The 17644-nt window shown below is 38.8% G+C and carries 23 protein-coding genes; 16 read left to right on the top strand and 7 right to left on the bottom strand.

The window, feature by feature from the left end:
- The first annotated feature begins 310 nt into the window (after positions 1–310).
- Both asnS and NMG86_RS03430 read left to right on the top strand, forming a co-directional pair.
- Positions 311–1702, top strand: coding sequence for an asparagine--tRNA ligase (gene asnS / locus NMG86_RS03435; protein WP_026797012.1), 1392 nt, complete (start codon positions 311–313; stop codon positions 1700–1702).
- A gap of 106 nt (positions 1703–1808) precedes the next feature.
- Entirely contained in the window at positions 1809–3110 is a 1302-nt protein-coding gene (locus NMG86_RS03430; RefSeq protein ID WP_026797011.1) for a phthiocerol/phthiodiolone dimycocerosyl transferase family protein, read from the top strand.
- 7 nt (positions 3111–3117) lie between these two features.
- Here the strand turns inward: NMG86_RS03430 and NMG86_RS03425 are convergent, their stop codons facing one another.
- Together NMG86_RS03425 and NMG86_RS03420 are read right to left on the bottom strand one after the other, a co-directional pair.
- Complete coding sequence (locus NMG86_RS03425) at positions 3118–3798, bottom strand: hypothetical protein (RefSeq protein ID WP_026797010.1); 681 nt, start codon at positions 3796–3798, stop codon at positions 3118–3120.
- An 86-nt stretch (positions 3799–3884) separates the two neighbouring features.
- Positions 3885–5162: an NAD(P)/FAD-dependent oxidoreductase gene (locus NMG86_RS03420; RefSeq protein WP_043938862.1), complete on the bottom strand. Its 1278-nt coding sequence runs from the start codon at positions 5160–5162 to the stop codon at positions 3885–3887.
- A gap of 705 nt (positions 5163–5867) precedes the next feature.
- Here NMG86_RS03420 and NMG86_RS03415 point away from each other — a divergent pair.
- Together NMG86_RS03415 and NMG86_RS03410 are read left to right on the top strand one after the other, a co-directional pair.
- Complete coding sequence (locus NMG86_RS03415) at positions 5868–6302, top strand: hypothetical protein (protein ID WP_026797008.1); 435 nt, start codon at positions 5868–5870, stop codon at positions 6300–6302.
- A gap of 103 nt (positions 6303–6405) precedes the next feature.
- Positions 6406–8460 (top strand): ABC1 kinase family protein, encoded by a 2055-nt coding sequence (locus NMG86_RS03410; protein ID WP_026788666.1) that lies wholly within the window; start codon positions 6406–6408, stop codon positions 8458–8460.
- Positions 8461–8464: 4 nt separating this feature from the next.
- On the opposite strand, the gene NMG86_RS03405 is transcribed toward NMG86_RS03410, so the two are convergent.
- A complete protein-coding gene (locus NMG86_RS03405; protein WP_026788665.1) occupies positions 8465–9637 on the bottom strand; it encodes a pyridoxal phosphate-dependent aminotransferase in 1173 nt (390 codons plus the stop codon).
- Between the two features lie 476 nt (positions 9638–10113).
- Complete coding sequence (locus NMG86_RS03400) at positions 10114–10644, bottom strand: nuclear transport factor 2 family protein (RefSeq protein WP_026788664.1); 531 nt, start codon at positions 10642–10644, stop codon at positions 10114–10116.
- Between the two features lie 173 nt (positions 10645–10817).
- On the opposite strand from NMG86_RS03400, the gene NMG86_RS03395 reads away from it, so the two are divergent.
- The 3 genes from NMG86_RS03395 (at position 10818) to NMG86_RS03385 (ending at position 11728) form a co-directional block, all read left to right on the top strand.
- The gene (locus NMG86_RS03395) at positions 10818–11033 is read left to right on the top strand and encodes a hypothetical protein (RefSeq protein ID WP_026788663.1); all 216 of its coding nucleotides are present in this window, start codon (positions 10818–10820) and stop codon (positions 11031–11033) included.
- A gap of 114 nt (positions 11034–11147) precedes the next feature.
- Entirely contained in the window at positions 11148–11441 is a 294-nt protein-coding gene (locus tag NMG86_RS03390; protein ID WP_071782622.1) for a type II toxin-antitoxin system Phd/YefM family antitoxin, read from the top strand.
- A gap of 23 nt (positions 11442–11464) precedes the next feature.
- On the top strand, positions 11465–11728 hold the full coding sequence (locus tag NMG86_RS03385) for a hypothetical protein (protein ID WP_026788662.1): 264 nt from the start codon (positions 11465–11467) through the stop codon (positions 11726–11728).
- Positions 11729–11858: 130 nt separating this feature from the next.
- Here NMG86_RS03385 and NMG86_RS03380 read toward each other — a convergent pair whose 3' ends face one another.
- Together NMG86_RS03380 and NMG86_RS03375 are read right to left on the bottom strand one after the other, a co-directional pair.
- On the bottom strand, positions 11859–12221 hold the full coding sequence (locus tag NMG86_RS03380; protein ID WP_026788661.1) for a hypothetical protein: 363 nt from the start codon (positions 12219–12221) through the stop codon (positions 11859–11861).
- Positions 12218–12535 carry a hypothetical protein gene (locus tag NMG86_RS03375; RefSeq protein WP_026788660.1) on the bottom strand — a complete coding sequence of 106 codons (318 nt, stop codon included), beginning with the start codon at positions 12533–12535 and terminating at the stop codon, positions 12218–12220. The genes NMG86_RS03380 and NMG86_RS03375 overlap by 4 nt, the downstream gene beginning before the upstream one ends.
- A gap of 155 nt (positions 12536–12690) precedes the next feature.
- Between NMG86_RS03375 and NMG86_RS03370 the strand changes: the two genes are divergently transcribed.
- The 6 genes from NMG86_RS03370 to NMG86_RS03345 all read left to right on the top strand — a co-directional run bounded on the left by NMG86_RS03370 (position 12691) and on the right by NMG86_RS03345 (position 14752).
- Positions 12691–12906, top strand: coding sequence for a hypothetical protein (locus tag NMG86_RS03370; RefSeq protein ID WP_026788659.1), 216 nt, complete (start codon positions 12691–12693; stop codon positions 12904–12906).
- 54 nt (positions 12907–12960) lie between these two features.
- Positions 12961–13338, top strand: coding sequence for a type II toxin-antitoxin system VapC family toxin (locus NMG86_RS03365; protein WP_141295697.1), 378 nt, complete (start codon positions 12961–12963; stop codon positions 13336–13338).
- A gap of 113 nt (positions 13339–13451) precedes the next feature.
- The gene (locus NMG86_RS03360; RefSeq protein ID WP_026797007.1) at positions 13452–13676 is read left to right on the top strand and encodes a DUF433 domain-containing protein; all 225 of its coding nucleotides are present in this window, start codon (positions 13452–13454) and stop codon (positions 13674–13676) included.
- Positions 13677–13679: 3 nt separating this feature from the next.
- The gene (locus tag NMG86_RS03355; protein ID WP_026788657.1) at positions 13680–14039 is read left to right on the top strand and encodes a DUF5615 family PIN-like protein; all 360 of its coding nucleotides are present in this window, start codon (positions 13680–13682) and stop codon (positions 14037–14039) included.
- Between the two features lie 103 nt (positions 14040–14142).
- On the top strand, positions 14143–14373 hold the full coding sequence (locus NMG86_RS03350; protein ID WP_026788656.1) for a hypothetical protein: 231 nt from the start codon (positions 14143–14145) through the stop codon (positions 14371–14373).
- Positions 14366–14752, top strand: coding sequence for a type II toxin-antitoxin system VapC family toxin (locus NMG86_RS03345; protein ID WP_026797006.1), 387 nt, complete (start codon positions 14366–14368; stop codon positions 14750–14752). Before NMG86_RS03350 ends, NMG86_RS03345 begins: the two co-directional genes overlap by 8 nt.
- A gap of 110 nt (positions 14753–14862) precedes the next feature.
- Here the strand turns inward: NMG86_RS03345 and NMG86_RS03340 are convergent, their stop codons facing one another.
- A complete protein-coding gene (locus NMG86_RS03340) occupies positions 14863–15372 on the bottom strand; it encodes a helix-turn-helix domain-containing protein (protein WP_026797005.1) in 510 nt (169 codons plus the stop codon).
- A 165-nt stretch (positions 15373–15537) separates the two neighbouring features.
- On the opposite strand from NMG86_RS03340, the gene NMG86_RS03335 reads away from it, so the two are divergent.
- The 3 genes from NMG86_RS03335 to NMG86_RS03325 are packed head-to-tail and all read left to right on the top strand — an operon-like array spanning position 15538 to position 17626.
- Positions 15538–16224 carry a P-loop NTPase family protein gene (locus NMG86_RS03335; RefSeq protein ID WP_026797004.1) on the top strand — a complete coding sequence of 229 codons (687 nt, stop codon included), beginning with the start codon at positions 15538–15540 and terminating at the stop codon, positions 16222–16224.
- Positions 16221–16838 carry a hypothetical protein gene (locus tag NMG86_RS03330; RefSeq protein ID WP_026797003.1) on the top strand — a complete coding sequence of 206 codons (618 nt, stop codon included), beginning with the start codon at positions 16221–16223 and terminating at the stop codon, positions 16836–16838. The genes NMG86_RS03335 and NMG86_RS03330 overlap by 4 nt, the downstream gene beginning before the upstream one ends.
- A 38-nt stretch (positions 16839–16876) precedes the next feature.
- Positions 16877–17626: a hypothetical protein gene (locus tag NMG86_RS03325; RefSeq protein WP_026797002.1), complete on the top strand. Its 750-nt coding sequence runs from the start codon at positions 16877–16879 to the stop codon at positions 17624–17626.
- Positions 17627–17644 lie beyond the last annotated feature (18 nt).

Here is a 17644-nt window from a genome sequence, read left to right as displayed (position 1 = left end):
AGCCCCCCCCCAAACCCCCCGTGCACGGGGGGCTAGGGGGGGGAGGGATCTGGGATAATACTTCTGGCTGTTTGATGTCAGTATTAAAATGTTACAACCTATTTAGGATTACTATATAGCAATCCTATTTGAGTTGTGTTTAAAATCCCTGATCAAAAGGGAACAGCCCCCCCAAACCTGCCGTGCACGGGGGGCTAGGGGGGGAGGGAACGCCGGATCTGGGATAATACTTCTGGCTGTTTCATGTCAGTATTAAAATGTTACAACCTATTTAGGATTGCTATATAATAGTAGCCAAAAGGATAAAACCATGACAGTGAGCAGAATTATTCAACTTTTGAGAACGGGTAAACTTAACGAAACCGTAACGGTTCAGGGTTGGGTCAGAACCAAACGGGAATTGAAAGAATTTACCTTTGTAGAAGTCAATGATGGTTCAGCTTTGGCTAATTTGCAAGTAGTATTAAATCCCGATTTAGCTGACTATGGGAATATTTTAAAACAACTAAATACAGGTGCATCGGTGGAAATTTCCGGGGTATTAGTCGAATCTCCCGCCAAGGGACAACGGATAGAATTAAAAGCATCTCAAGTTACGGTTTATGGGGAAGCAGACGCTGAAACATATCCTTTACAAAAAAAACGTCATTCCTTTGAATTTCTCCGCGAAATTGGGCATTTACGCGCCCGGACTAATACCTTGGGGGCAGTTTTTCGAGTTAGAAATACCTGTGCTTCGGCGGTACATCAATTCTTCCAAGAACGGGGTTTTTTATGGGTTCATACTCCTATTATTACTGGTAGTGATTGTGAAGGAGCGGGGGAAATGTTTAGTGTAACTAACTTTAAATTAAAGGATATTCCCCTAACTGAATCTCAACAGGTTGATTACGATCAAGACTTCTTTGGAAAACCTGCTTATTTAACCGTAAGTGGGCAATTAGAAGCAGAAATTATGGCGATGGCGTTTGGGAATGTTTATACTTTTGGGCCGACATTTCGGGCGGAAAATTCTAATACTTCTCGCCATTTAGCGGAATTTTGGATGATTGAACCAGAAATGGCTTTTTGTGATTTAGAAGGAGATATGGATTTAGCCGAAGATTTCTTAAAATATATCTTTAAATCGGTATTAGAAACCTGTCCTGAAGACATGGAATTTTTTAATGAAAGGATTGATAAATCGGTATTAGAAACGGCTCATAATATTATTAATAATGAGTTTGGAAGGATTACTTATACTGAAGCGATCGCAATTTTAGAAAAAGCGGATAAACAGTTTGAATATCCCGTTAGTTGGGGTTTAGATTTACAATCGGAGCATGAACGTTATTTAGCTGAAGAATACTTTAAAAAACCGACAATGGTTACGGACTATCCTAAAGAAATTAAAGCCTTTTATATGCGCTTAAATGAGGATGGAAAAACCGTTAGGGCGATGGATGTTTTAGCTCCTAAAATTGGGGAAATTGTCGGAGGTTCCCAACGGGAAGAACGGTTAGAAATGTTAGAAAATCGGATGAAAACCTTGGGAATAAATCCAGAGGAATTATGGTGGTATTTGGAATTACGGAAATATGGAACCGTCCCCCACGCCGGATTTGGATTAGGATTTGATCGGGTGGTACAATTTATGACGGGGATGGGGAATATTCGGGATGTAATTCCCTTCCCCAGAGCCCCACAAACCATTGAGTTTTAATCGTGTCAATTAGACAAAAAATAGGGGTTTGGTATCCAAACTCCTATGGTAAAATATTATAACTTATTTAGTGAATCAGCCAATAAATTATACCATCAAAAAAGCCATGGATTACAACAGAACCCTTGTAGATAGTGAACAAGCAATGGAAATATTGAATCACCAGAAAGGAACATTTAATGTGGTGACAATAAGTAAGATTTTGGGTGAAATTAATCCAGATATTTTAAGAGAAGGGCTAAATCTGATTCAATGTGTTAACCCTAGATTGAATTCTAAAATTGTTAGTTCAGGGGATAACTTTAATTTTACGAGTGAAGGGGTAGATAAAATTCCTCTGCGTGTAGTCATCCAGAACCATTCAGAGGGTTGGCAAGATGTTGTAAGAGAAGAATTAAATCAGAGTATTGATAGTAGTAAATGCTTGTTAAGGTGTGTTTTAATTAACCATGCTATTGAAAGTAATAAAAGTTATTTAATTACAACAGTACATCATGCTATAACTGATGCAACATCTTCTATTAACCTACAATCGCAAATCTTGAAATTTTACCAATCCCTGATATCGGGTAGTCCTATGGATTTTGAGACTATTAATGTACTTCCGCCCATAGATGAAGTTTTACCCAGTTGGATGCTAGGAAACAAAGGAGTTATCCAAGGTAAAAAATTTTTATTGAAGACAAAATGGCAAATGTTTTGGCATAAACCCGAACGATTAGAGTCAGAAAAAACCGTTCCTATTCAGCTTAGAAATTGTGGTATGACTTCAAGGTATTTAGAGAAGGATTTAACCCAAAAGCTGATTAAAATTTGTCACCAAGAAAATACAACGATACAAGGAGCTTTATGTGCAGCTATGCTGATGACAGTAGGGGATAAAATCAGAAAAGGGGAATTAAGAAATATTAATCTATCCTGCCGTTCTTTTGTGGATTTACGCAGAAGAATTAAACCCGTTATTGGCCCTAAAAATATGAGTTGTATCGCTTCCTGGATCACCTCACTCCACACCATTAAAAGTCAAACTTCATTTTGGGATTTAGCCAGAGATGTTACGCATCAAGTTGAATCAAAGATTAAAAATCAAGATATTTTTAAACCTTTGAAGGTTTTTAGAAAGACTGTTGAGTATTATCTAAATCAGCCAGATGAATCACCTATGACAGTTTCCGTAACCAATATGGGCAGAGTTGATATTCCTAATATTTATGGAGATTTAGAAATAGAAGAAATTAGTTTCGTACCATCGAATGTGATCTTTGGAAAGATTTTCACAGTTGCAGTTACGACTTTTCAAGATCAAATGATTTTTAACTTTATAGTCTCCCAGCCTTCAATTAGCCAAGAAACAATGAATCATCTTGCCAATGGTGTTATCGATTGCCTAAGAGAAATTTCTCAATAATCTATGATTATTTCTGAATTTGTAACATCTGATTGCCGTTTTTTTGAAATTCATAATTAACGGTTTTAATCATAGTCATATAGCCTCTAGTTTCTAATTCCTGAATAATTGGTTGTAGGAAGGGAGAGGTTTCTCCTGATACTTTTAATAGGGGAAAAATTCTAACTTGTTGAGCTATTCGATATAAATCTAAAATTGCTTCTAGGTGAAATTCTTCTGAAAAATGGTCGGAATAAGTAAAGAGAAAATGACTACATAATGCTAAATTAAATTGACTCGACTTAAAGGGAAGTTGCGGTAATTCTGCGGTGAGATAACGTCCCTGTTGTTTTCCTATTGTAAAATCTGCTAAAAATTGTTCCATCGCCGCCATTCTCATTTCCCCCAACGTTTCAGGAGAGGTAATACTATCCCAAACATAATCCTGAGAACTGGCCTTTACCCCATCAATAACGGTTGTATAGGTATTTTGAATCCGTTGGTAAATATCATCAGCCGAAAATTGATAAATCGGGTCACAGGAAATAATTTGATAGCCCCGTTGTATCATTTCAATATTAAAACTAGCAGGGCCTCCCGCACAATCTAAAATTGATTGTTGCAAATCATCGGGTGTTAAATCAAACATCCTGATATATTCGCTTAAACTGCGTCCCCAAGGAATCACATTATTGAGTTGAAGTCCCATTTAAACAATAATCCCACGCCAACAAAATTAGTATAGCGTGGGAAAAGTTAGACAAAATTGCAATAGCAAAAAACCCGGTTTCTAAATTATTTTCCGGTTAACTTCTTCAAACGTTCCGCTTCAAAGGGCGCACCTTTTAACATCCGATTCCAATATAACCAAGGTAAAACATAAAGCTTGGCTAACCACATAATATAACGTTCTTCGGTAGGATCAAAAGGAAAACTAGAGTCGGGTTTATTCTCATAAGTAAACTCCGCCATAATCGTTTTTCCGTAACCCGTAATTAACGGACAACAGGTATAACCATCATAACTTCCCGTTAGTTTTTGAGCATGAATTAACCCATAAAGATTTTCCACTAAAGCAGGCGCTTGTTTCCGAATAGCCGCCGCCGTTTTAGAAATAGGTAAAGAAGACGCATCTCCTAATGCAAAAACATTCGGATAAACATTATGTTGTAACGTATTTTTATTCACATCTACCCATCCCCCCGGTTGCACCGCTAAGGGACTATTCTTAATAAAATCAGGGGAACTCATGGGCGGTGTGACATGAATAAAATCATACTTAATCCTGACTTCTTCCACACCGTTATCCGTTGTCACCGTAAAAATTGCTTCCTTTGTTTCCGGTTTAATTGCTTTGAGATTATGTTTATAATTTACCTCAATATTTCGACGTTCCACCACTTTTTCCAAGGCTTCACAATAGCCCGGAATTGGGAACATTTTAGCCACCGCCGTACAATACATCACCCGACTTTTTTCCCGCACCCCATTATTGCGGAAAGTATCATCGGCTAAGTACATAATTTTTTGGGGTGCTCCTCCACATTTAATCGGTGTGGATGGAAAGGTAAAAATCGCATTTCCCCCTTTAAAATTCTTCAACAATTCCCAAGTATAGGGGGCATATTCTAGGGAATAATTACTGGTGACTCCATTTTTACCAATAGCATCTTTTAATCCCTCAACTAAATGCCAATCAATTTGAATCCCCGGACAAACTACTAAGTATTGATAATTAATTCGTTGACCATCTTTTGTAATCACTAAATTATTTTCAGGTTCAAATTTATCCGCATAAGCTTTAATCCACTTGACACCCGCCGGAATACAGTCTTTTTCATCCTTAATTGTATCTTCAATATTATAGGCTCCCCCACCCACCAACGTCCAAGCGGGTTGATAGTAATGTTTATCCGAGGGTTCAATAATGGCAATATCAAGGCTGGAATTTTTCCGCATTAGTTGGGCGGCGACGGTAATTCCTCCGGCTCCTCCCCCAACAATGACAATTTGATGGCGGGTTATCGGAGTTGTTAGATCGGAATTTGAAGGTTGCGAGGTTGTACTAGACATAATAGTTTGTGACTTCTGGACTGATCTGCTTATTGAGTTTATCGGAGAAATGAGCTAAATATCCAATCTATTAACAACTTTTAAGATTTCGGTTTCAGAAGCCCTGCACAGAATAAATTTATAGGGAATTTAATTAAAAATTAATCATTGATTATTAAAAGAAAAACACATAATTATTTAATATAATTATTGCTAAAATAAATGAAGATTTAAAAAACAAAAATATATTTATTAATTTTTGCCAAGATTAATAAATATTTTTATCCATATTCATGATTAAATGATAGAATGGGGTTGGTTAATACAAGTTCATCTGCTTTTAATAAAGCTATCTCATCAATTCCAATCGAGGCTAACTTCCTAGAAAAATTGTAATATATCGATTTTATTATCAATAAAATTATAGGATTAGTATGGATTTAGTTTTGGTTCTAATGTGAATTTAACCGATATAATTTAACTCAAAAAATATAAAAATAGTTAATTGCCTTTGATTTGAAGTTAAAGTTCTGCCCCATCATCTTTAAATTTAGCTGTTATAGCAACCGCCAAGGCAGTTAGGACATTAGGACAGAAACGGATCTTAGAACCCAGACGGTGAAGTATTTTCCCCCGGTGTTCCCTCCCCCCTAGCCCCCCGTGCACGGGGGGTTTGGGGGGGCTGTTCCGGTGTTCCCTGCTATAAAACCTCAAAAAATTAAAATCATGGCTTCCCAAAATCAAGTTAAACAATATTTGGCCCACTGGTTGCAGTTAGGCAAAAAAGTATTCATTCGCAACGGCGCAGACTCCCGCCTACCGCAACCGGTGGTTCAAGGAGAAAGGTATAGCCAACAGTTTGAGGAATGCTGGAACGAAATTCTATCCCCCGAGTCTGGAGAATGCTATTTAGATGGAACCGAGCAAACCATTGAAAACCTACTTTCCTCCCAATGGGAAATCGAATCCTGTGGGCGGTGTTCCCTCCTGGTTCCAGTGAAAGTTGCCGGAATGCCCCCCAATTGTTGTCCCTGTTTTGATTTACCCACCTGGCCAAATCTGGAAGTCCCCCTACCCCGTCTTCCCGTGAGTACCCGTCTCCATTTATTGAATATGTGCAACCGACTTGCACCCAACCGAGAAACAGAAAATCTGGATTGAAGTAGAGACGTGCCATGGCGCGTCTCTCTACACTGATAGGAATGTTGTTACAATAGTTCATATAAATTCAAAACTCAGCCCCGGCTTGACTTAAATTCACCCCATGACTATTACCCAACTCGAACCGAACGGATCATTTTCCCCTGCCACCATTGATGTTTCCTCCAAGTCCATGGACGAACATCATCCCCGGCCAGAGGGAACCATCCACAAGGAATCGGATCAACCTACTCTGCGCTACGATCCCGTTGCCATTGCCGACTATTACCGTTCTCGATTGTTCCAAGTCTGGGGACGCCTATTTAGAATTATTTGGAAATTCGGTTCCTTCGCCCTAGGATTATGGTTTGATGGCAAACGGGGAAAAAAAGTTAAAACCGAGAGAAAACGGGCAATTCAACTGCGAACTATATTAACCGAATTCGGCCCAGCCTTTATTAAAGTTGGACAGGCCCTCTCCACCCGGCCCGACGTTATGCCTACTTTATATTTAGACGAACTAACCAAATTACAAGATCAACTTCCCCCGTTCTCCAATGAAGTTGCCTATCAATTTATTGAAGAAGAATTAGGCGATCACCCCGATAATATCTATGCAGAATTAAGTGCCGATCCCCTAGCTGCGGCTTCCTTGGGACAGGTTTATAAAGGCAAATTAAAAACCGGAGAAACCGTTGCAGTCAAAGTTCAACGTCCAGGTTTATCCGAAAGTATTGCCCTGGATATTTATATTTTACGAACCCTAGCCCAGTTTGCAAAGAAAAGATTCAAATTTATCCGCAGTGATTTAGTCGCCATCATGGATGAATTTGGGGAAAGAATTTATGAAGAAATGGACTACAACCACGAAGGCAGAAATGCCGAACGATTTAAACAACTTTACGGTAATATTCCCGATATTTATGTGCCTAGAATTTATTGGGGTTATACCGGGCGACGGGTTTTAACCATGGAGTGGATTAACGGAACTAAATTAACCAATTTAGAAGAAGTTACTGCCCGAGGAATTGATGCCCGTTACTTAATTGAAGTGGGGGTACAATGTTCTTTAAGGCAATTATTGGAACATGGGTTTTTCCATGCCGATCCCCATCCAGGTAATTTATTAGCCAGTCCTGAAGGAAAATTAGTCTATCTCGATTTTGGCATGATGAGCGAGGTCAAACCCTATCAAAGATATGGGTTATTAGAGGCTATTGTGCATTTAGTTAATCGGGATTTTGAAGGATTAGCGAAAGATTATGTGAAGTTAGAATTTTTAAAGCCTGAAACCGATTTAACCCCAATTATTCCGGCTTTAGCAGAAGTGTTTAGTAATGCTTTGGGGGCGAGTGTTGCCGAACTAAATTTTAAGAGTATTACGGATCAACTCTCTGAGTTAATGTATGAGTACCCTTTCCAAGTTCCGGCTTATTATGCCTTAATTATTCGATCTTTAGTCACCTTAGAGGGGATTGCCATTAATGTTGATCCCAATTTTAAAGTGTTAAGTAAAGCCTATCCTTATGTAGCAAAAAGACTTTTAACCGATCCTTCCGTTGAGTTAAGAACCTCCTTAAAAGATTTATTGTTTAAAGATGGATCATTTCGATGGAATCGTTTGGAAAATTTACTCAAAAATGCCCAAAATAGCGAGGATTATGATATCAACCAAATGCTGGATCAAACCCTCGACTTTTTATTTTCAGAGCGGGGAGAATTGATTCGAGAACAGTTAGGGAATGAGTTGGTTAAAGGTATTGATACAGCCTCTCGTAATGCGTTGACCACAGCCCAATCTAAAGTAGCGGAATGGATGGGAGTCAAAGTCTCCCCAACTCCCACCACAGCCCCTCAAACCACCCCCAATCAGAATAATTTAGAACAAATTCAAAGAATTGTGGGTATTCTCCAAGATACGAAAGGCTTTGATCCCATGCTATTAGTCCAGCGAGTTCCTGGTTTAATGGTTAAACCAGAAGTACAAAACCTGAGCCAAAAAGTGGCGGGGGAATTAGCTCAACGAGCCGCCGCCAGACTGATTCGGGAGTTATTTCTATCTTCTGATCCTCTAATTTATGAGGATAATCAATTAGGATCTACTGTTGAAAAAAACGGAGATTCTAGTCAAGGAAAATCCTTGCCTAAACAGCCCCTATCTCTACCACCCAGTCGTTAATTGATTATACCTTAATCTTAGAATGAACAAATTCCTCTAATCGCTTGATTCCTTTTTCAATCGTGATTAAATCCGTTGCGTAAGATAAACGAATATGGTCATCATTTCCAAAAGCATGGCCTGGTACGGAGGCTAAATGTTTTTCTTCTAGTAAGGAATTACAGAATTCAACGGAATTTAAACCTGTTTTTTCAATATTAATGTACATATAAAATGCACCATCAGGTTTTAGACAACTAATTCCTGAAATTGCATTTAATAAATTGAACATTACTTCTCGTCGTTTCGCAAAAGCTAGACGCATTTCCTCCACACAATCGAGGGAGTTTTCTAAAGCAGCGATCGCCCCATATTGAGCAAAAGTACAAACATTAGAGGTACTATGACCTTGTATACGAGTTGTGGCTTTAATAATATCCACATCTCCGGCTAAATAACCCAGACGCCAGCCCGTCATGGCAAAGGATTTGGCAAAACCACTACTAATTAAAGTAGATTTATAGCTTTCAGGATGGGCAGCAGCAATACTTAAATGTTGAGCATCATCATAAATAATTTTAGAATAAATTTCATCCGAAACCACTAAAATACCCGCTTCTACAACAACCTCAGCTAAGGCGCGAACTTCCTCTGGGGTATACACCATTCCCGTCGGATTAGAAGGAGAATTCAAAACAAAAAGTTTAGTCTTGGGTGTAATAGTTTGGCGCAATAAATCCGGGGTGATTTTATAACCAGTTTCTGCACCCGTTGGCACAATAACCGGAATCCCTTCCACCAGTTTTACCATTTCAGGATAACTCAACCAATAGGGAGACGGAATAATTACTTCATCCCCTGGATCAATCACCGCCACCATCAAATTATAGAGGGAATGTTTACCCCCATTAGTAACAATAATATTGTCACTTTTATAGTCTAAACCTGTTTCTTTACTTAAGGTTTGGGCAATTAATGATCGTAACAGGGGTTCCCCTGCTGCTGGGCCATAGCGAGTTTTGCCTTCATCCAAGGCTTTTTTAGCCGCAGCAACAATATGTGGAGGGGTATCGAAGTCCGGTTCGCCTACGCTAAAATTTAAGACATCCATCCCCTCAGCTTTCATTGCTTTTGCCTTCGCTGAGATCGCCAGCGTTACAGACGGTGGAACTTTTTCTACTCGCGCTGCTAGCTTCATACTTTAAAAATCTGTAATTTTCTGTTTCAATCTTTAGATTCTAGGAGGGGGATTGCATCGTGGCAACCCATTTGTTATAGAATGATAACATTATATTAGAATTGCTACGGTTTTTCTACAACAAATCTTAATCTATTGAGGTTAATGGATAATTATTTAGGGTTAAATAGTTTTCAGACCGTTTACCAATTTTTATTAATAAAGTTAAGCATTTATTTTATCGACGAAACAGTCAACCCATTCAAACTGCATGATATTGTATATACAAAACGCACTTAATAATATAGCATAACCAGATCGCGCTTTTGGTTAGTGTTGATAGAGAAAAGCAATGCTAGAGTCCTAACATATATATTAGCAATTGGCAATGATTTTGGACGAAGGGTTTACACTATAACGCTCAGCATCATCGGCGGCGCGAACGCCGTCCGCTGTATGCTGTTGTTAGGTCTGCATTGGTTGGCATTAAGCCCCAGCTAGCCCTCATTGAAGAACGGGTCCGGCAACGCCGGATTTCTCAACTTGGCGGCGGCACCCGCGCCAACGACTGGAAGACCTTTCGGATCGAGCAGGCCCAGTTGCACGAGCACACTCGCCTGATCCCACACGATGTGCTCGTAGGAGACCTTGTCACCTTCGATCCCGACGATCACCACGAACACCGCTTCAACCCGTTTCCCTGTGGGCTCGACTCCTGGCAGCATCCAGTCAATCTTGCTTGTGTGCGTGAACGAGATGATGATCTCATCGATCAGCCGTTCCTCGCTGTATGTGCGCGACACCGTTTCAAACATGACGTCAGGCGGAAAGAACTGGCCGATCAAGCGTTTCGCGTAGAACGCCCTGACGCCTCGCGAACCTTGGCCGCCAACCATGGTTGGCACGTTCACTAGATGCGGATTCGGCGCCATCGTAGCCAGCGTCTGGTCAAGGTCGCCGACCAGTTCCGCGTCCATATGGGCACTGAAGATCGCATCAAGTTTTGCCTGCAGGCTGGGAGATGACATGTCGTACCCTTCCTCTGGGTTGATTACTACCTAACGTTTGAATGGAGTTAAATCTTGTGATTTATACTCCCTAAATATTAACATACTTTTGCTTAGTTATTAGTGCGATCGCATTTCCCTCGATCCTAAATTGCTATAATAATAATCAACCCAAAAATCTTAATCAAGAATCTATGTCTACTTATAGCGCGGTATTGACTCAGGTTCTAAGACTTACACCAGATGAGCAACTGCGACTCATCTCTGAATTATTAGTATATGTTCGTCACCAATTTCAGCCTAAACCTAAGCGTAGTATTTTAGAATTAGAAGGATTGGGTGAGGAAATTTGGCATGGGATTGATGCTCAAGAATATGTGAATCACGAACGAAATTCATGGAATGGATAGCTCAGTTACACCGGAAAAGTTGTGGGATTAGACACCGCGCCTTTGATTTATTTTATGGAGCGAAATCCAAACTATTTAGAAAGGGCTATAATAGTAACAATATGGTGACTTAATATGACCACAGTTCAAAAAACAGTAGATATTAGTCGTTCACAAATGAGCGTGCAAGAATTATTACACCTGGTTGATGAAGGGATAGAGATTTTACTGACAGATGGTAATAACCCGTTAGCTCGTCTAGTTCCTATTGCTCAACAAAATGTACCTCGAATAGCCGGACTACACCAGGGAGAAATATGGACAAGTAATGATTTTGATGCACCATTACCAGATTTTGGGGAAGATAGAAATGTGCGATCGCACTTTGGGGAAGAAAGGAGCGAAACAATTATTCAAAGGTTAGAATAGTAAAAAAATAGTTTAGAGATGATATGCAGCGAATATATGAGGCTATATTGAAGGGAAACCTTTTAGAATGGACGCGGGATGTTCCCAAACAGAGCGATCGCCCTATTAGAGTTTACGTTACTTTACAAGAAGATCAATCAAGTCTAAGTGCTGAGTTTCGCCGCCAAAAAACAGTTGAAATATTGGAAAAAATTGCAGCAAGTAATGTCTGTGCTGATATTAGCGATCCGGTGAAATGGCAGCGAGAGTTGCGTCAAGATCGTCCACTTCCAGGTAGGGATGGATAATGTGCTTAAATAAAGATGGGTGATCGCACTTAGGAAAATTAAGGGCGATCACATTTCCTTCAATCCTAAATTGCTATAATAACAATCAGCCCAAAAATCTTAACATCAAGCATATTGACAGAATCAGTTATTACCCCAATGTGAGAACTCCCGCCAAAAAATTCACCGCTAACGGCAAGATTGTTAACCATCTGGAACCTAGTAAAACTTCGGGAATCTCATCACCTGCAAAAACTGGGATCTCGAATTCTTGTTCACCTAATAGTATTTTGCCAGCATAAACATCAAAAGTGCTTTCTCCTTGTGCTGTGATCATTTCATTTTGCCGGACGAATTGCCAATCCAGACCATCTAAATCTTGTTTATTAATTGCCAGAAATTCTGTAAATCCCGTATCTAGCATTGCCTCCACAGTTAGATTTAAGCCATCAGCAGCAATCAAATCAATTTCAAAAAACAGTTCACCCCTACTTCCAAAAGTACCCTGAATCATATTTTGCCAGTAGCTCCACTTTCATTTAAGCAAAACATACAATGTACGGCATCAGGGTGTTTATGACGTGCTTCTTGACTAGCTACTTCTTGATCTTTGTTAATGAAATAATCGCCGCTGTCAGGTTCAATAGCAATATACCAGCCATAGTGTTCTGCGATGAGAGCGGGGCGAACTTGCTCAAAAATTGCTCGACAACGCTTATGAAATACTTCGCGTTCAGCTTTGCGTCGAGCTAGTGCTTCAGGCGATAAGGTGCGTTCTGGGAATATTCTGCCGCGAGGTGGGCTTTTTTTTGGTAGTGATTGAGTCATGGAGTTAAATCTTGTGATTTATACTCCCTAAATATTAACATACTTTTGCTTAGTTATTAGTGCGATCGCACTTCGGAAAATTAAGGGCGATCGCATTTCCCTCTATCCTAAATTGCTATAATAACAGTCAGCACAAAAATCTTAATCAAGAATCTATGTCTACTTACAGCGCGGTATTGACTCAGGTTCTAAGACTTTCACCAGATGAGCAACTGCGACTTATCTCTGAATTATTAGTATATGTTCGTCACCGATTTCAGCCTAAACCTAAGCGTAGTATTTTAGAATTAGAAGGATTGGGTGAGGAAATTTGGCATGGGATTGATGCTCAAGAATATGTGAATCACGAACGAAATTCATGGAATGGATAGCTCAGTTACACCGGAAAAGTTGTGGGATTAGACACCGCGCCTTTGATTTATTTTATGGAGCGAAATCCCAAGTATATAGAGATGATGCGGCTTTTCTTTAGATCGTTTGATCGCGGTTATTTTAGGATAGTGACATCAACAGTAACGCTAGTAGAAGTGCTAGTTTATCCCCTGCGACTGAGAAACACTATCTTGGCTCAAGAATATCGTGAAATATTGCTCAATCAAGAAGGTTTAACTGTGGTTGAATTAACTCCAGATATTGCTGAAAAAGCAGCACAACTAAGAGCAACTTATAATTTGCGATCGCCCGATTCTATTCAAATGGCTACAGCTATCTGTGAGGGTGCTTCGTTTTTTTTGACAAATGATGCCCGGTTGCCTTCTTTACCGGAGTTAACGGTTTTAGTGTTGGAGAATTTGAGAAATTGAGGGATTATTTTTGGATAGGAAGATAGGCGCGATCGCACTTTGGGGAAGATAGAAATGTGCGATCGCCAATCTAATGAGTTAAAATAAAAAAGACATATAACTCTGTAGTCAACATGGACAGGATATCGGTCAACCCTCAAATCCACTTCGGTAAGCCTTGCATAGCAGGTACCCGCATCACTATTCAGAGTGTTCTCGAATTACTAAATGAAGGACTTTCTTTTGCAGAAATTATCCGAGACTACTATCCCGATTTGCAAGTAGAGGATATTAGAGCGTGTCTACAGTATGCGATCGCACTGGTGGCGGCTGAAGATGTGCATTTGGCATTAGCTTAAATTATGAAGTTTCTGATAGACCAAGATGTATACGCTGTCACCACAAAATTTTTGATTGATACAGGACATGATGTAATTGTTGTCGCTCAAATGGGTCTAGCGCAAGCAAGTGATGAAGAAATACTCAGAGTAGCCCAAGCAGAAAATCGCATCCTTATTACGCGAGACAGAGATTACGGAAATCTTGTTTTTGTGAGGGCGATCGCAACAGGTGTGATTTACCTTCGAGTTTTACCTAAAACGGTGAATGCAGTTCATAACGAACTAGCAGGAGTCATAGAAAATCACTCTGAAGTAGAACTAAAAGGGGCATTTGTGGTTGTAGAGGCTGATGGACATCGGTTTAGAAAACCGCTTACATAGAGAGTTAATTAATTTGGTGTTGGAAAGGAAAGGACGATCGCATTTCCCTCGATCCTAAATTGCTATAATAACAATCAACCCAAAAATCTTAACATCAAGCATAATGTCTACTTATAGCGAGGTACTGAGTCAGGCTCAAAATCTCACTCCTGATGAGCAACAACAACTTTTAGAAGTATTGTCAGCATTGATGCGCGATCGAGTAACAACCCAGACTCAGCATAGCAGTGAAAGATTACCCGGAAAAAATTTAAAGAGATGGTGCGGTTTTTTGCCGCCTCGTTTGGATGCTTTGGAATTCCAGTTGCAAATTAGAGAAGAATGGGATGATTAATAAATATCTTCTCGATACCAACATCCTGATTTACTACTTCAATGATGGGCCGGAAGTTCAGCCTATATTTGATGAAATTGAAGTTGGAGATGCAGAGGCATTCTACTGTCCGATTAGTTGGGTAGAGTTACTTTGTTACCCGGCATTGACGGAAGAAGAAGCGAATGAGATGCGAGAATTTTTGAGGCTTCTTAACTGCGTATCATTGACAGAATCAGTTTTAGATCGTGCAGCCCAAATTCGTCGAGATTATCGCTTGAAACTAGGTGATGGTGTAATTGCAGCCTGTGCTTTAGTTGAGGGATGTGTTTTGGTAACTCGTAATGCTAAGGATTTTAAGCGCGTTAATGGGTTAACTATATTAAATCCATTTGATTAGGTAAAAAAAGGGGCGATCGCATTTTGGGAAGATAAAGGCGATCGCATTTCCTTCAATCCTAAATTGCTATAATAACAATCAACCCGAAAATCTCAACATCAAGCATAATGTTATAAATCTACCTGATTAACAGCATCTAAAGGAAGATTTATAACCTCTGCAATTTGCTCATTACTCAAGCCAAATAGCCGTAATTTATTAATCAATTCTATATTAACTTTATTTTTTCTGGTTTTGGGATTAACAGTAGGAGGTTTACTTTTATTTGAGGAAAGAGTTGGATCATCTGGACAAATATTGATATAGTTAATTTCTTTACTATTTTGAAAAGTAGTATTATTATTGCCAAGATTTATGTTCAAATTTATTTGTCTATCTAGTACAGATTTAAGATTATTTTTATCAATAGTTTCACCAAAGATATTAGATAAAAGTTGTAAAAGTTTGTAACCTTCATCCTTCGCATGACCCGCAGTGCAACCGTAGGTTTCTGCAATGTCAGTGTACCTCTGTCGTTTCAGTGTTCCCTCAATAATTCCTCGTTGCAAATCGTTGAGATGTTTGCCAGTTTTAAAGGAGATAATTTCATCTACAAACTGCAATATATCAGGAATATCCATTGTTAAAAACCAGAAAAAACCTACTGTTATTATATCCGTCTTTTTCCGCCCTTCATTAAAATTTTAGAAATTGCCGTCTTTTTCCGCCCTTTTCCGTCTTTACAGATTTTATCAGAGAACCTTAGTATAGTTTAAGACTTAAAAAATGTATTTTGTCTAATATTTATGCCGTTGCCTCTTGTTCCAATCTTTATCGCTTTTGCCGTTGGCGCGGTGGTAAGCGGATCAGTTGTCTCTAACTGGGAAAATATTGTTTATTCCCTGAAGGGAAAGAAAATCGCCGTCTTAGGCGCAAGGAGAGTCGGAAAAACTACCCTTTTAAAATATATGGAAAAGGGGATTTTGATTGAGCGATATAACCAAACTGTCAATAAAGAAGATATACAGAGGACGCGCATTAAGCTCGGTGATCTGGATATTCTAATCAAAAAAACTGAGGATGTTTCAAGTAGTGAAATAGCATATTTTTATTGGAAAAAACTTTTTGAAGAAGCTGATTTAGTTTTATATATCGTAAGAACAGATAGGTTATTAGATAAAGATTCGGGGACAGAAAAACGAACTGAGAACGATCTAAAACAGATTCAAAACTGGATTAAAGAACTAGGTGCAACAGAAAGAAAGCAATTCTTTATTGTTGGAAATCATTGGAATTCTGATCCGCGATTTAAAAATCTTACTCGTGACACAATCGGTGATTATCAAAATGAATTTACATCACTTCCCATTGTAAAAAAAATAACTCAGCTTGCTGGGGGAGCAGCTAAAGTTAAAGTTGCCCTGGGAAGTTTGGCAAATGAACAAGATGCAGATAATCTAATTAAAGAAATTTTCAGACAGGTAGAAAAATGAACAATCTATTATTTTGGGTTCAAAGCCTTGATAATGAATCTCCTGATGTCATTATTAGAAACAGAAAAGAATTATCTGATGATAAATTAAAGGAGCAACTTGTCTCAGAAATTTATGAAATTTCTGCAAAAAAAATAGAAATTGCATCTTATGGTGGCCCATCGGTTACTGTTCGTTATAGTGATCCTAAATTTGTCATAGAAGTTATACCTACTGAGAAAGATGAAAGTAATCGTCTGGCTCCAATTGTTATCTATGGAAAGTTCCCAGAGGAGTGCCCGGCAAACTGGGTTAAGGATGTGTGTACTGAGATTCAAGAAGTTATCTCTAATCAAATTAAGAGAACATTACAAAACGGTACATTAGAATCAATTGAAAAATGGTTGGATCACGAATTAGAAGAAAAAAAAAAGCGGGTGCAGTTCCAAAGAAACCTTATCAGTCTGTCAACGAGTTTTTTCATTCCTTTGGCAGTAAGCTTACTGATACAGTTTCAAGGGTGGCAATTAACACCGCTACAAATTGGGGGGTTAATAGGACTAAACAACCTATTGGTAATCTCCCTGCAAATATTCCTGATCAACCCAAATCAGAGCAAATTCAACTTAAAATAATCCCTAATCAACCTAATAATATCAATCAAACAAAACAGATGAATATTGATGCAGTTCCTCCTAAAAAACGCAAAGCTATTTTAGTTATTTCTTCTCATGAGTTGACCCGACTAGAATATACTCCGGGTGGGAATGAATTACTTTTAAGCGAGCAGATTCATCTTTTAGTTCCTTCCGATGAAGCATCAAGTTCTTTAGAAAAAAAATTAGAAAATAGTGGACTTTTGGAAGAAAAATCTTTATTAATTCAAAATCCTTATGATTCATCGGATTATGTTGTTCTTGAGAAATCGGCTTCAACCTTTGCATTAGCAAAATATCTTCATTTTACGACTCTATGCGGGTTCCTCGGTGCGCGAGAAGTTACGGTAGAACAAATAGAAGTTAAAACTTCAACAGGAAAGCAACTTTATAAAGGTTCTCTAAATAGTTCTGCTGTTACGGGAAATCTTGAAGCACAGAGTAAAACCTTGGAACAAATACGGAATCAACTTAAAATTCGGAGTACATTCCCAGGGGGAAATCCGAATATAGAAGAAGCTGAAGCTCATCTAAATAAATATCAACTGTTAAGTGATCATTCTATGACAAGTCTAATTGCTCAAAGATCAGGTAGTAATCCTCTACAAAGTCGAGAATTAACTTTAAGTCTCACTGAGGAATTTAAGCAAAATTTTAAAGCAATTGCTGATATTAAAGTTCCAGTTTATCTTGATTTACAGGCTCAAATTGAGCAACTAAAAAAAGAAGTCTATGAGTTTACCTTGACGGTTAAAGTGGAGTTTTAGTAAGCTATTTAGCATCTA

Origin of the sequence: Planktothrix rubescens CCAP 1459/22 (assembly GCA_904830895.1) — a bacterium.
Classification (GTDB): domain Bacteria; phylum Cyanobacteriota; class Cyanobacteriia; order Cyanobacteriales; family Microcoleaceae; genus Planktothrix; species Planktothrix agardhii.
Note: the sequence above shows the minus strand (reverse complement) of the source record. Positions and strands in the feature narration are given on the sequence as shown.

Excerpts from the sequence above, each read along its gene's own strand:
- NMG86_RS03370 (WP_026788659.1), top strand. The coding sequence starts at position 12,691 with ATGTCTACTTACAGCGCGGTATTGACTCAGGTTCTAAGACTTTCACCA.
- NMG86_RS03340 (WP_026797005.1), bottom strand. The coding sequence starts at position 15,372 with ATGGATATTCCTGATATATTGCAGTTTGTAGATGAAATTATCTCCTTT.
- NMG86_RS03425 (WP_026797010.1), bottom strand. The coding sequence starts at position 3,798 with ATGGGACTTCAACTCAATAATGTGATTCCTTGGGGACGCAGTTTAAGC.
- NMG86_RS03380 (WP_026788661.1), bottom strand. The coding sequence starts at position 12,221 with ATGATTCAGGGTACTTTTGGAAGTAGGGGTGAACTGTTTTTTGAAATT.
- NMG86_RS03395 (WP_026788663.1), top strand. The coding sequence starts at position 10,818 with ATGTCTACTTATAGCGCGGTATTGACTCAGGTTCTAAGACTTACACCA.
- NMG86_RS03345 (WP_026797006.1), top strand. The coding sequence starts at position 14,366 with ATGATTAATAAATATCTTCTCGATACCAACATCCTGATTTACTACTTC.
- NMG86_RS03335 (WP_026797004.1), top strand. The coding sequence starts at position 15,538 with ATGCCGTTGCCTCTTGTTCCAATCTTTATCGCTTTTGCCGTTGGCGCG.
- NMG86_RS03420 (WP_043938862.1), bottom strand. The coding sequence starts at position 5,162 with ATGTCTAGTACAACCTCGCAACCTTCAAATTCCGATCTAACAACTCCG.
- NMG86_RS03330 (WP_026797003.1), top strand. The coding sequence starts at position 16,221 with ATGAACAATCTATTATTTTGGGTTCAAAGCCTTGATAATGAATCTCCT.
- NMG86_RS03325 (WP_026797002.1), top strand. The coding sequence starts at position 16,877 with ATGAATATTGATGCAGTTCCTCCTAAAAAACGCAAAGCTATTTTAGTT.
- NMG86_RS03430 (WP_026797011.1), top strand. The coding sequence starts at position 1,809 with ATGGATTACAACAGAACCCTTGTAGATAGTGAACAAGCAATGGAAATA.
- asnS (WP_026797012.1), top strand. The coding sequence starts at position 311 with ATGACAGTGAGCAGAATTATTCAACTTTTGAGAACGGGTAAACTTAAC.
- NMG86_RS03385 (WP_026788662.1), top strand. The coding sequence starts at position 11,465 with ATGCAGCGAATATATGAGGCTATATTGAAGGGAAACCTTTTAGAATGG.
- NMG86_RS03365 (WP_141295697.1), top strand. The coding sequence starts at position 12,961 with ATGGAGCGAAATCCCAAGTATATAGAGATGATGCGGCTTTTCTTTAGA.
- NMG86_RS03400 (WP_026788664.1), bottom strand. The coding sequence starts at position 10,644 with ATGTCATCTCCCAGCCTGCAGGCAAAACTTGATGCGATCTTCAGTGCC.
- NMG86_RS03350 (WP_026788656.1), top strand. The coding sequence starts at position 14,143 with ATGTCTACTTATAGCGAGGTACTGAGTCAGGCTCAAAATCTCACTCCT.
- NMG86_RS03415 (WP_026797008.1), top strand. The coding sequence starts at position 5,868 with ATGGCTTCCCAAAATCAAGTTAAACAATATTTGGCCCACTGGTTGCAG.
- NMG86_RS03410 (WP_026788666.1), top strand. The coding sequence starts at position 6,406 with ATGACTATTACCCAACTCGAACCGAACGGATCATTTTCCCCTGCCACC.
- NMG86_RS03375 (WP_026788660.1), bottom strand. The coding sequence starts at position 12,535 with ATGACTCAATCACTACCAAAAAAAAGCCCACCTCGCGGCAGAATATTC.
- NMG86_RS03360 (WP_026797007.1), top strand. The coding sequence starts at position 13,452 with ATGGACAGGATATCGGTCAACCCTCAAATCCACTTCGGTAAGCCTTGC.
- NMG86_RS03405 (WP_026788665.1), bottom strand. The coding sequence starts at position 9,637 with ATGAAGCTAGCAGCGCGAGTAGAAAAAGTTCCACCGTCTGTAACGCTG.
- NMG86_RS03355 (WP_026788657.1), top strand. The coding sequence starts at position 13,680 with ATGAAGTTTCTGATAGACCAAGATGTATACGCTGTCACCACAAAATTT.
- NMG86_RS03390 (WP_071782622.1), top strand. The coding sequence starts at position 11,148 with ATGACCACAGTTCAAAAAACAGTAGATATTAGTCGTTCACAAATGAGC.